Source organism: Micromonospora sp. NPDC005257 (assembly GCF_042872445.1).
Lineage (GTDB): Bacteria > Actinomycetota > Actinomycetes > Mycobacteriales > Micromonosporaceae > Micromonospora.
In genome coordinates this window covers 1-11,920 of record NZ_JBIAKL010000025.1, presented here as the reverse complement: position 1 = coordinate 11,920, position 11,920 = coordinate 1, and the positions used below count along the sequence as shown (strand labels likewise).

10 protein-coding genes and 1 tRNA gene are annotated in these 11,920 nt (G+C 68.3%); 6 read left to right on the top strand and 5 right to left on the bottom strand.

Going from position 1 to position 11,920, the window contains the following annotated elements:
* The first annotated feature begins 2,116 nt into the window (after positions 1–2,116).
* The 5 genes from ACFYO8_RS29465 to ACFYO8_RS29445 all read left to right on the top strand — a co-directional run bounded on the left by ACFYO8_RS29465 (position 2,117) and on the right by ACFYO8_RS29445 (position 6,761).
* Complete coding sequence (locus tag ACFYO8_RS29465) at positions 2,117–2,425, top strand: helix-turn-helix domain-containing protein (protein WP_387257829.1); 309 nt, start codon at positions 2,117–2,119, stop codon at positions 2,423–2,425.
* A gap of 88 nt (positions 2,426–2,513) precedes the next feature.
* Positions 2,514–3,992 (top strand): tyrosine-type recombinase/integrase, encoded by a 1,479-nt coding sequence (locus ACFYO8_RS29460; protein WP_387257828.1) that lies wholly within the window; start codon positions 2,514–2,516, stop codon positions 3,990–3,992.
* Positions 3,993–4,512: 520 nt separating this feature from the next.
* Complete coding sequence (locus ACFYO8_RS29455) at positions 4,513–5,244, top strand: hypothetical protein (RefSeq protein WP_387257826.1); 732 nt, start codon at positions 4,513–4,515, stop codon at positions 5,242–5,244.
* Positions 5,245–5,403: 159 nt separating this feature from the next.
* Entirely contained in the window at positions 5,404–5,769 is a 366-nt protein-coding gene (locus ACFYO8_RS29450; RefSeq protein ID WP_387257824.1) for a PadR family transcriptional regulator, read from the top strand.
* Positions 5,766–6,761: a hypothetical protein gene (locus ACFYO8_RS29445; RefSeq protein ID WP_387257822.1), complete on the top strand. Its 996-nt coding sequence runs from the start codon at positions 5,766–5,768 to the stop codon at positions 6,759–6,761. The genes ACFYO8_RS29450 and ACFYO8_RS29445 overlap by 4 nt, the downstream gene beginning before the upstream one ends.
* Positions 6,762–7,024: 263 nt before the next feature.
* Here ACFYO8_RS29445 and ACFYO8_RS29440 read toward each other — a convergent pair.
* From ACFYO8_RS29440 to ACFYO8_RS29420, 5 genes are all read right to left on the bottom strand, one after another.
* Positions 7,025–7,099 (bottom strand) — tRNA-Lys (locus ACFYO8_RS29440).
* Positions 7,100–7,170: 71 nt separating this feature from the next.
* Positions 7,171–7,821: a GNAT family N-acetyltransferase gene (locus ACFYO8_RS29435; RefSeq protein ID WP_387257821.1), complete on the bottom strand. Its 651-nt coding sequence runs from the start codon at positions 7,819–7,821 to the stop codon at positions 7,171–7,173.
* Between the two features lie 26 nt (positions 7,822–7,847).
* Positions 7,848–8,534: a GPP34 family phosphoprotein gene (locus ACFYO8_RS29430; protein ID WP_387257819.1), complete on the bottom strand. Its 687-nt coding sequence runs from the start codon at positions 8,532–8,534 to the stop codon at positions 7,848–7,850.
* A gap of 10 nt (positions 8,535–8,544) precedes the next feature.
* Positions 8,545–9,558: an acetamidase/formamidase family protein gene (locus ACFYO8_RS29425; protein ID WP_387257817.1), complete on the bottom strand. Its 1,014-nt coding sequence runs from the start codon at positions 9,556–9,558 to the stop codon at positions 8,545–8,547.
* Complete coding sequence (locus tag ACFYO8_RS29420) at positions 9,555–10,961, bottom strand: APC family permease (protein ID WP_387257816.1); 1,407 nt, start codon at positions 10,959–10,961, stop codon at positions 9,555–9,557. Before ACFYO8_RS29420 ends, ACFYO8_RS29425 begins: the two co-directional genes overlap by 4 nt.
* 550 nt (positions 10,962–11,511) lie before the next feature.
* Here ACFYO8_RS29420 and ACFYO8_RS29415 point away from each other — a divergent pair.
* Positions 11,512–11,829 carry a hypothetical protein gene (locus ACFYO8_RS29415; RefSeq protein ID WP_387257814.1) on the top strand — a complete coding sequence of 106 codons (318 nt, stop codon included), beginning with the start codon at positions 11,512–11,514 and terminating at the stop codon, positions 11,827–11,829.
* Positions 11,830–11,920: the final 91 nt, after the last annotated feature.

The following is an 11,920-nucleotide window of genomic DNA, read 5'->3' as shown; positions in this document are numbered from 1 at the left end:
GGCTCCACCGACGACGTCCGCGTAACCCCACCAACCAGGGCCGCTAACGAACCACCAAATCCGCATCGGACATAGCCTCCCGAACCACCCTCTCAGTCCAGGGGGCGTTCGCCAGAGCTGACAAACCCCGTTTTGAGGGTGTCGGAGCAACACGCCCGCAACGGTGAACTCGATCAACGCTCATCTTCGCCTGAGCGTCGAGCGGTCCGCCGCGCTCGTGCTCACGAACGGTCGGCGAGGTCTGCCCTCGGCCGGACCATCAGACCGGCCAGGGGTCAGCCGGCCAGGTGAGACGACAGATTCGTCGTACGGGCGGTCGGGGTCATAGATGAGGGGCGAGGCTCGCGGCCACACGTCAGCGAAGATCACGTTGTCGGGCAGCCACTGCTCGCCGACGCGCGGGCGGTCGGTCGGTCGGTCGGTCGGTCGGTCGGTCGGGGTCAGGCGGTCAGTTCCGCCGATCGGTTGCCAAATCGGCGCTCCCACACTCAAACCGTCGCTTGTGTGCTCTGGCGAACGCCTGCCGAACTCACAACCGCTCACAGCGCCTCGCCAAGCCGACCGGACGGCAGCAGTCAGCTCGTTGCCTATGGGTCCCGACCAGCGCCGTGAGGGGCAAGCACCGCCGGTGTCAGGGGCGCATGACGGCCATGTCCGCGGTCCCTAAACCCCTGTCGCTCACAGAGACTCACAGCCGCTCACAGCGACTCACGGGCCGACGCAGGGCAGGTGGCCAACCTCGTCGGCACGGCAGGTCGACGGACGACACCGGATACCCACCAGATCTCGACGACCATGGCGGCAGCGCCTTGCTTCCCCCGATCGCATATGTCAGCGCCGTGTCCGAACCAGGCGCGCCGATCAGGGTCCGAGCTTGCGACACCGCCTGTTCCGACGCCCGACCGTTGTCGCTCGACACAATGCCATCGAAAATGGTAGATGACATTGTTCGCGTGAGGATGGCCACGGCCACGTGACAGGACTGGCGACAGGGCGCCGGTCACGTGTCCGGACATGGTCGTGACACCAACGCCAACTCGACGACGACCGGCGTTGCCATCGCGTAGGCGACACGATTCCTAGGTAGTCAGAACTTCTGTCACTACGGCCCGGCCGGCGTCCGAGATGACGCGCGTGTCATCGACGTTCGTCGTTGACAAAGTGTCCGGCAGGGTCGCTGAGCAGGCCCGGGACAGCTCGTGAACACGTGACACGGACCCGAGTGACACACGATTGGCCACGGGGACATCCGCGCGCCAGCGTTGGCCATCCCGGCGTGCCGCCACCACGCCACTCGGACAGGCCCGCAGGCAGCCCGCCGGCCGTGACCGTCGCGCCGCTGCCGCACATACCCTCCGACAACAGTTTCCATCTATGAACATGAGTGCCGGTTCGCCTGTCGCGATCGCGTCCATGTCATGTCCGCGCCACCGGCACGTGTCACGTTGGCACGGCGTCAGATGTCCGCAAGTCGTCACACCATCTGCCGAGACATCGACAGAACTCACTGACAGATCGGCCGGTGTGACACGTCGGCACGCGAATGCGGCACGAGCGGACCCAGACGAGCGGTGGGCCCGCGACGGCGTGAGGTCCTCGACCCACGCCCCAGCCCGCCACACCGCGCCAGCGGCTCACGGCACCACACCGGCCCCGACGACGAGCTCGGTCAGGAACTCCTCCGAGTCGACGACGTCGACAGCGGTGACGGAATCTCCGGCAGCGGTCACGAACAGAGGGGCAGGTCAGCTGCGAAAGGACGATGGTCGACGGGTGACTCTGTGAGTCGTTGTGAGCGGTTGTGAGTTCGGCAGGCGTTCGCCAGAGCACACAAGCAGGGGTTTAAGGGTGTCAGAGCCCGACCCGTCCGACTCAGAGTCGGCTTCGACTTGAGCGAGCTCCAGGTCGCACCACCACGACCCCTGCCCGCCTCGTACCGGGTCGGCCCGTTCCCTGACCGGCCACCGGCGTCCGGGGCGCTACCTGACGCCACCAACGCCGCAGGCCCGATCGTCGCCATCGGGTCGACGCCACGTCGGCCTGCCGCCTCACCCCCACCGTCCCGAAACCATCCCGGCGACGCCGTCGCCTTCTCCCACTGCGAAGGACCACCGCGATGAGCACCCCTGAACCTCACGTCGAGCACACACAGCCCGTCCGCACCGTCGAGGACCTCCCGCCTGGCACATGGACTACCGAGCGGATCCGCGCCCTGGGCATGGTCACCGACCTGAGCACCGCGGCCCGGATCTTCGGGCTGTCCCGTTCCGTCGCCTACGACCTGGCCAAGCGCGGCGAGTTCCCGGTCGCCGTGCTGCGCTTCGGCAGCCGCTACCGGGTGCCGGTCGCCGCCATCCTCCACGCCCTGCATATATACGACGGCGACGACAGCCATCAGCCACCCCATCGCCGGGGGACGACTTGATCGTCGGCGGAAGGCACGCGTGGATCACCCCGTACGCAATCCGCAGCCACCGGCTGCCGAACACCCCACCCGAGGGAGACAACTGATCATGGCGGAAGGATCCGTCTTCAAACGCTGCTCGTGCCGCGACGGCAACCGGCGCAAACTCGGCAACCACTGCCCGCAGCTGCGCCGGCCCAGCGGAGCGTGGAACCCCAACCACGGCCGGTGGGCCTACCAACTCGAACTGCCCACCCACCCCGGCCAGGCACGCCGGCAACTACGCCGCAGCACCTTCGACACCCGCGACGCCGCCACCGGCGACCGCGACCACGCCAAAGCCCTACTCGCCCTCGCTGCTGACGACCCGGCAGTCGCCGCCGAGATCGCCGACATGCTCCTCGCCGTCACCGCCGGCGCACCACTGCCGGACCGTGACACCATCGCCCGACGGGTCCGCGCTGGACTGCCCGCCACCGTCACGACCACCGTCGGCGAGTACCTGCACTCGTGGCTGGCATCCCGCCGCAGCCTCAGCAGCGTCCAACCCAACACCCTGCTGGCCTACGAGTCGCACATCCGCGTCCACCTGGTCCCGCACCTCGGCGCCATCGCACTGGTCAAACTACGGGTCGAGCACGTCGAGGCCATGTTCGCCGCCATCGCCGACCACAGCACCGCCATCGAGATCGCCCGCCAAAGCGACGACCCCGCCATCCGCGCCAGCGTCCGCGGCCTGCGCACCACCAAACCGGCCAGCATGCACCGCATCCGCGCCACCCTGCGCAAGGCACTCAACGACGCCATCCGCCGCGGCAACAACCGGCTCATCGACTTCAACCCCGCCGCCCACATCGAGCTACCCTCCGGGGTACGCCCCAAAGCCCGGGTATGGACCACCAAAGCCGTACAACGGTGGCGCGACACCGGCGAGCGACCCAGCCCGGTCATGGTCTGGACCCCGCAGCAGGCCGGCGCGTTCCTCGACCACGCCGAAGAGCACGACATCGCCCTCTACCCACTGTTCGCGCTCATCCTGCACCGCGGCCTGCGCCGCGGCGAGGCCGTCGGACTTCCCGACACCGCCGTCGACCTCGACAACTCGATGATCAGCGTCACCCAACAGATCGCCACCCACGGCTACACACCCGTGATCAAGAAGGTCAAGTCCGAGTCCGGCAACCGGATCATGGCCATGGCCAGCATCACCCGCGTCGTCCTGCGGGCCCACCATGCCCGCCGCGCCCAGTGGAAACTCGCCGCCGGCCACACCTGGCCCGACACCGGGCTGTTCTTCGTTCAACCTGACGGGCAGCCCTGGCACCCCTACGCGGTCACCGACCGCTTCGAGGTCCTCGTCCGCGACGCCGACCTACCCCCGATCCGGCTGCACGACCTGCGGCACTGCGCGGCCACCTACCTCAAAGCCGCCGGCGCCGACCTCAAAGACATCCAGGAACTCCTCGGCCACTCCTCGGCCGCCATGACCGACGTCTACACCTCGGTCATCGCCGAACTCGACGTCGAACGCGCCAAAGCCGAAGCCGCCGCTGAACTACTCCCCCGCCGACGCAAGCGCGCAGCGTAGACAGACAGCCCCGCCAGGCGGGGGCGGCAGCCCTCGGGGTCGCCGCCCCCGCCGACGAGGTCGACGCGACCGGCTTTTACGCAGCCCGCTACCGAGAGGAGCAAGGCAGAGCTCCAGCCATCCGCCACCCCAGCGACCACCGCGCGCGAACCCTGGACCGGAGGCTCCGTCCGGCGAGATTGACGGTGCCGTACGGCACCGAGCGGTCACCGATGCTGGCCAAGCGGCATCCAGACCATCAGAGATCGGCCAGCCGGAGCGAGCGAACCTGGACTTAGCCGCGGACGAATCCTCCCCTGGCTGGACTGCGGCATCACCGGCACGACGTACCTCCGTCCGTCCCAGGATCGACAGCGAGTCGCCGGGCGAGCGGACGGTGAACGCCATGGCCCAGATACGTGCCGAACGACCCGACGCGAACCTGACCAAGACCGCCACGCAGCCAGCGGGTCACCACGCCATGCGCAACGCCTCACGGCATCGAAGCCACGAGCACCGATATCAACTTCGGAGGAACACCTTGATCAGCGACTGGCAGGAACACCAGGAACAGCAAGCCGCCGCCTTCGCAGCAGTACACGACGTCCTCGTCGACGGCAGAGTCAAGATCCGCACCGCCGGCCAGCTCGCGAAGCTGATGCAGCGACTGCCCGCCGACACCCCAATCACCGTCGCCAGCAGCACCCTCATGGATCCGCGCCCGCCGGACGACACGAAGCGCCGCACCATCACCACCGTCGAGGCGGTACCCCTTGAGGACCCGGACAAGATCATCGAAGTCGACGACGGCGGTGAAGTCCGTAGGTTCGCCGCCGTCACCCCAGCAGTTGAACTGGCCGCGGTCATCGTCGCTCACGACACACCCGGCGCGCCCCCGCTGCCCGTCCCCGCGCCCGCCTACGAACGCGCCGTTGACGCCCTCCGCAGCGGCGAACCGTGCGTAGCACTCGACAAGCAGGTCGAACTACTGAGATGGATGGCCAGCACCCTGGACATCACGGACCCCGCCGACTCCGACGACGAGGTCGAGGTCGACCACGTCCTGACGTGGATCGACGACACCGACTTGCTCGCCGCTCTCGATGTGGAGGGCCGACGCCTACGACAGGCCGCAGCACGACTCGCAGCACTACGGGCCCGGGTCGCCGACTACGAGATCGTCGCCGACGTCATGTTCGACGCCGAGGAAATCGTTCGAAACGCTGCCGAACACCCACCGCCCGACGAAGAGATGCCTTCCTCAACGCCATGACAACTTACGGCAGAACCGAAGCCGCGATGACCTCGCTCATCACCGTCACCGGCCGACTTCTCCCTGATGCGACCCAGCGGCGGACGCGCTAGCTCGGTCGACTCAGACGTTATCGGCGGTTTGCCCATGCAATACCTTTGTGCCCGATATATTGCCATGGTGGATGCACCGCTGCGGGAACCGACCTTCTGGATCCTGACCGCTCTCGCTGGCCCGCCAATGCATGGTTACGGGATCGTCAGGGAGGTGGCGGCCCTGTCCGAGGGTCGGCTGTCCCTGCGGCCTGGCACGTTGTACGGCGCGCTTGACCGACTGGTGGACGCTGGCCTCATCGAGGCCGACCGGGAGGAAGTCGTTGACGGCCGCCAGCGCCGCTACTATCGCCTCTCCGCGACCGGGAATGCCACCCTCGCCGGCGAGACCGAGCGCCTGCGGCGCAATGTGAAGGCGGCGACCGCCCGCTTAAGCGCCCTGGCTCCCGCCGTCCGACCCATTGCCCCACGCGCCTTGGAGGGGCTGGCATGAGGGACCTGGAACGCCGTTACCGGCAGCTGCTGCGGGCTTACCCCGCTGGCTACCGCCAGGGACGGGGCGGTGAAATCGTCGGTACCTACCTCGACTTGGCGGACCCCGATCGCCACTGGCCGTCGATGTTCGACGTCACCGATGTGTTGGCTGGAGGTGTCCGTGAGCGCCTACGCGCTGCCGGCGCCGCTGAACTCATACCTGGCATACGCCTCGCCGCTGTTCTCAGCTTGATCACCGCGACCGCTCTCGCGGGTTTCTGGGGAGCCGCCGAGGTGGTCACCACTTCGGCTAGCTGGGGTGCGCCAGCCTTCGGGCCATTCGCTACCACCGGCGTAGTCGTGTGGGGCTGTTGGCTGCTGGCGGCCGTCGTTCATGTCATTGCTCCAGCCCGGTGGGCACGCGTCGCCGTCGGGCTGGCACTGTTCCTCACCGCCGCAGTGGTTCCCGTCGCTGCCCTGTTCGAGCTGCCCCGCCCGTACTTGTTCGTTCTGGTGCCCCAGGTAACCCTGGGCCTGTTGGCACTGGCTCTTCCTTCCCACACGGCGCGACGCCATCGCCTCACGCCCTTGGCGGTCGCAGCGGCGGCGGCCCTCATCGCAGTTGGGGTCCTGTCCGGGGAGAGCGCGTGGTTCTACCGGTTTAGTTACGGGGCCGCGTTCCTTCCGGAAGCCGGCGCGGTTCTCTTGCTGACCGCCATGCTCGCCGCGATCGTGCTGTCGCTGCGCGGTGACGCCCGAGGACTCTGGGCTCTTCTTGTCCTGCTCACCCCGATCGGACTGCTGGGCCTGTACCCGCTGACCGAAAACATCGTCCCGGTCGTCGGTGCTGGTTACGCCGACTTCCGCGTCATCACCGGGACGACCGCAGCCATATTCCTCCTGGGCGCAACCACCCTGGCTGCCGCGCTCGCAATCCGTGCGCGATCCGGCGCGACGGCCAACACTCTTGCGGTACGCCTGCACGAGCGGTGCCCGAACTGCGGCAAATAGCGGTCTGCGGATCATGACGACGTCGCGCGCAAGTGCACTTGACGGGGACCAGCAGGCCGCGAGTGACCCAGCGAGGCTAGCGCAAGCTGGGCTTGTCGCCCGTCGGTAGCGCGGCAGGTCAGGAATGGGAGATGCTGCGCTTGGTGACCGGGCGGGGGCGGCGGACTGCGCCGCTGCGGGCTCAGCAAGGGCTGGCAGCAAGGTCCCAGCCCTCATGCGGTTCGCGCTGATCACCCGCAGGATGATTGAGCAGAACGCTTATATGGTGGGCCGCCTGGGACTCGAACCCAGAACCTAAGGATTAAAAGTCCTCAGCTCTGCCATTGAGCTAACGGCCCGCTGGGCCACCAGGCTACCCGATCGCCTGCCTCACCGTTGACGTCAGCCCGGGCTGACGTCAACGGTGAGGCTAGGCATGCAGGTCTTGCCCCCGGTGCTCGGCCGAGCTGTCGGAGTTGACCGGGACGACGCCGCGGAGGCGGGCATTGCGGCGCATGGTCTGCAGGGTCGGCCCGTCGGGCAGGGTGATCGACGGTCGTGGGGTGTAGCCGTGGCGGCTGTACAGGGTGTGGGCGTCGGTGGTGGTGTCGGTCCAGGAGGGCAGGTCGATGCGGTCGAGTCGGCTGCGGTGATGGGTGAGCATCGCCGTCGCCCGCCCGGTTCGCCTGGCGTTGGGGTGTACGGCGAGGAACGCCAGGTGGTAGTGCGGCTCGGTGGGCCGCAGCGCGGACAGCAGGATGTCGAGCTTGTCGAAGCGGTCGGCGTGCGTCCCGGCGGCGTCGCCGAGCCGCAGCCGGTAGTTGGCCGGTGGTGGGATCGGCCGGTAGCGGTGGAAGCCGACGGTGGCGGCGGTGAGGTCGTCGGTGACGTGGCTGTCGCCGTAGAACATGGCGTGCTCCACCCAGATCGCCAGGACGTTGGTCAGCACCCGGCGCCGTACGGCCGGGTCAGGTACGAGCCACGCGGCGAGCGGCGTGGAGTGCAGAGCGGCGGCGATCAGTGCCCCGACGGGGTCTTTGTCTGCCCAGCGGGCGGCGCGGATGCGCACGTTAGCGTCCATCAGGTCGGCCTCCTTGTCTTCAGCGGTCAGCGGTAGGCGGCGGTGGCGAGGTCACCGACCGCGGCGTCGACAGCGGCGGTGATGTCACGTACGGCCGGGTGGTGGTGGGCGGCGATAGCCCGGAGTTGGGCGGTGAGGGCGGCGGTGTCGTCGTCGAGGTAGAGGTGGGTGGTCAAGCCGAGGACGGCGACGAGGCCGGCGAGGGCGGCGGTGTGGTTGTCGGGCTGGTCGCGGCCGACGGCGAGGTAGCGCAGCCGGGCCCGAGCCACCACCGCCCACTTGGTGTCGGAGGCCAGGTACGTGTCGGCGCGGGCGAGACCGCCGAGTCGGCGGCGGCTGGTGTGGCGCAGGATGCCGCCGGCGTGCAGGCCGGCGCGGGTGCGTTCGTAGAGGTCGTCGGCGAACCAGGTCAGCCACCCCCGCAGCGTCGGGGCGGGGTTGGCGTAGCGGACGGAGGCGATGGCGGTGTCGGCGATGAGGTCGGCGACGGGCCGGTCCAGGTGCAGCCACAGCCGCTCCTGCCCGGCCCGGCGGGCGTCGTCATCGGTGGTGTCGAGGGTGATCCGCCCGGCGAGGAACAGGTCGATCAGGACCGCGCCGGCCATCCCGAGGGCGAGGGCTTGGCGGTGCAGGTGGGGTTGGCCGGTGTCGTCGTTGTGGCCGAGCAGGAACAACTCGTCGCGCAGCGGCAGTTGCGGAATCGACGCGGTCATCGCCGGCTCCCTATCGCAGCCCGGCCGCGCGCTGCCGCAGCCGGGCGTGCACCCCGCCATACGCGGCGCTCGGGTCCGGCAGCAGCGTCTTGTCGACAGCGGCGAGGACCGTATAGTTCGGATCGCACACATTGCCGATCGGCGCCCTACCGGCCTGCGAGATAAGCTGGTAGGCGTCCAACTCCTCCAGACCGGTGAGCGTGCTCGTCCAGCCGACCAGGTCACGCTGGGCGATCCGGTAGGCGTCCTCCAGCGGCCGGGCGCAGCCCACCGACATGATCTCCCGATTGGTTTCCAGCCGGGGCCACACCGTCGGGGCGCCCTTGATGACCTCGATGATCAGGGTGGTGGTTGTAGCGATCTCCACCCCGACCCCGCAAGCCTCGCCCTCACCTTGGCGGGCGTGCCCGTCACCCAGGGCCAGCATCGCCCCATGAACGTTCACCCCGAGGTAGAGGGTGGTCCCGGCCCGCAGCTCGGGGGTGTCGAGGTTCCCGCCATGGCTGTCCGGGACGATCGTCGAGCGGGCCTCGAACCCGCCGGGGGCGACACCGATCGTGCCGATCATCGGATCCAGGGGCAGGTCGACGCTGTGGTCGCTGCCGGTGGCGTGGAAGCGGACCGTGCCGGCCTGCCGGTCGATGCCGTACACCCACACCCGCTCCTGTAGCGGCGGCTGCAGGGTGGCGGTGTGCGAGGTGGAGGTCAGTGCCCCGAAGTGTGGGAACGTCGATGACACACCCCAGTCGCGGGCAGGCGTGATCGAGGCGAGGTGGATGGCGAGGGTGTCGCCGGGTTCGGCGTCCTCGACGAAGAACGGCCCGGACACAGGGTTGAGATAAGGCATCCTGCACACCCGCGACGGCAGGTCCGCCGGCCCGCGCACGAGCCCACCGAAGCAGTCCTCGGTGAACACCTGGAGCACGTCGCCGGAGCGGACGTGGGCCACGGGCATACGGCCGCCGAAGGTGTAGGCCAACTCGTCGCGGGCGGGACGGTAGGTGATCGTGTCCACGCCGGTCACACCCGCTCCACGTCACGCGCCGGCACCTGGGCGGGCGCCAGACCCGACAGGGTTGGCCGGCGACCGGACAGGTACAGGCCAGCGAGCACCAGGACCCCGAGGGCGAGCCAGGCCAGGCCGAGGCGCTGCGCGGCGATGTTCGCGTTGACCACGACGTAGGCGAGGATCGCGAACCCCACCCCGGGCATCACCAGGTGCGCCCACCAGTTGCCGCTGCGGCGACGGATGAGGTGGTGCACCACCACGGAGACGTGCAGGACCAGGAACGCGACCATCGCCCCGAAGTTGATCAGCGACGACAACAGCGTGATCCCATCCGTCCGGGTCGCCATGTACAGGCCGAGGGCGAGGGACACGGCGCCGGTGAGCAGGGTGGCGTTGATCGGCACGTTGCGGCGGATCGACACCTTCGCCAGGAACGCCGGGAGCTGCCGGTCGCGGGCCATCGCGTACAGCAGCCGCGAGGTGGCGACCTGCGCGACCATCGAGTTCGGCAGCCCCCAGGCGATGGCCGTCGCGACCGCGCACAGGGTCGCCAGCCAACTCCCGCCGGCCACTGCGGCGGCGTCGTAGAACGCGGTTCCGTTCGGGTCACCGTTCGCCAGGAGACCGGCCGGGTCGGGGACGAGCATCGCGGCCAGCCACGTCTGCGCAATGAACAGCACCCCGGCCAGGATCAGCACGGCGGCCATGGCGCGGCCGATCTGCCGGGAGCCGCCCTTGGTCTCCTCAGCCAGCATGCTGATGCCGTCGAAGCCGAGGAACGACAGCACCGCGATCGACACCGCCCCCGCGACGAGGGACCAGGTGAACGTGTCGGAGTTGTAGAACGCGTCCCAGCTGAACCGGCCCTTACCCGTCGCGAGGGCCCAACCGGCGATGGCCAGGAAGATCGCCAGGACGATCAACTCGCCGACGAGCATTACCCGGGTGACCACTGCGGTCATGCGGATTCCGACGGAGTTGACGATCGTGTTGGCCGCGACGAACCCGAGTAGCCACAGCCACACCGGCACCGACGGCACCGTGGCGTGCATCGCCATCGACGCCACCAGGTACAGCAATCCCGGCACTAGGACGTAGTCGAGCAGGATCACCCAGCCGGCCAGGAAACCGACCGGCGGGCTGATGCCCCGGCCGGCGTAGTTGTAGACGCTGCCGCTCATGGGGAACGCCTTGACCATCTGCGCGTAGGAGAACGCGGTGAACACCAGCGCCACCACGCCGATCGCGTACGCCAGGGCCACCATCCCGCCGGAGCCGGCGTACACGCTGCCGAAGATCGCCATCGGCGCGATCGGCACCATGTACACCAGCCCGTACGCGACCAGGTCACGGAAGCGAAGCCTCCGAGCCAACTCCTGCCGGTAGCCGTATCGCGCTAGGTCATTCTGTTCGTACATCAGAGCGCCTCCGGGATGGGGTGTAGAGAGGTCAGGTAAATCTGGCCGCAGGCAAGGTCGTTCGACCTCTGCTCAGCCGCGATCTATCGCCTGCGGGTATCGGGGCACGTCGTCAGACGCCAGGCGGATGAGTTCTGGCGTGTGCATCCGCCTACATTCACAGCGCTCCTGCTGGCGCATCAGCCCTCGGTGAGGGTTCATGCTGGACCCTCGGGCGAGCCAGGTGGTATGTGTCTGTCGTTGACGGACAGACGCCCGTGATCAGCGCTGCAGTGATCGGGGAACCTTCGTCCGTCGATCTACGCGTACGCTACGTAGCATGGACGGAACGCTGGGGAGGTAAGTCGTGGCTGTCTCGCGACGGCATGACGAGAGCTGGTGGCGACAGGCCACCTTCGAAGGTCGCCCGATCGCGTCCGCTCTCCGGAACCATGACATCTCGCTGCTCTTCCGGTTCCTGCGCTCCCAGGGCTACTCCCGATCACACCTCGCAGGGTGCACAGGGCTCGCCGAAACCAGGGTCCGTGCGATCTCCAACGGAACCCAACAGGTGACCGCGTACGAGGTACTCGAGCGGATTGCGGAAGGCCTTGGCATCCCAAGGCACATGATGGGTCTCGCCTACGGTGGGTCCCCGGCTTCAAGTCATCCACAGGACGACGACACTCCTCGGGTGTTCGCCGATGGTCTTCCCGAGGTGGTCACTCTCGAAGAGGTCGATCAGATCAACAGCCTCTCCTCACTGCTGACGTCCTGGGATTTCGCCCACGGTGGCGGCATCGCCAGACGGGCCGCGGAGGCGCATCTACGGTGGGGCGCCAGCCTGCTGCGTCAACGTCGCGCTGACGGCCTAGCATCCGATCTCTGAGCCATTTTCATCGTGGGTAGCGGGCCTCCTCGGCGGCTTGGAGGACGAGGATGGCCTGCACGATCGGGGTGGCACGGCGGGGGCAGCAGCG

What these genes read in the sequence shown, in the direction of transcription:
- ACFYO8_RS29465 (WP_387257829.1), top strand. Translation starts at nt 2,117, where the DNA reads ATGAGCACCCCTGAACCTCACGTCGAGCACACACAGCCCGTCCGCACC.
- ACFYO8_RS29460 (WP_387257828.1), top strand. Translation starts at nt 2,514, where the DNA reads ATGGCGGAAGGATCCGTCTTCAAACGCTGCTCGTGCCGCGACGGCAAC.
- ACFYO8_RS29445 (WP_387257822.1), top strand. Translation starts at nt 5,766, where the DNA reads ATGAGGGACCTGGAACGCCGTTACCGGCAGCTGCTGCGGGCTTACCCC.
- ACFYO8_RS29435 (WP_387257821.1), bottom strand. Translation starts at nt 7,821, where the DNA reads ATGGACGCTAACGTGCGCATCCGCGCCGCCCGCTGGGCAGACAAAGAC.
- ACFYO8_RS29430 (WP_387257819.1), bottom strand. Translation starts at nt 8,534, where the DNA reads ATGACCGCGTCGATTCCGCAACTGCCGCTGCGCGACGAGTTGTTCCTG.
- ACFYO8_RS29420 (WP_387257816.1), bottom strand. Translation starts at nt 10,961, where the DNA reads ATGTACGAACAGAATGACCTAGCGCGATACGGCTACCGGCAGGAGTTG.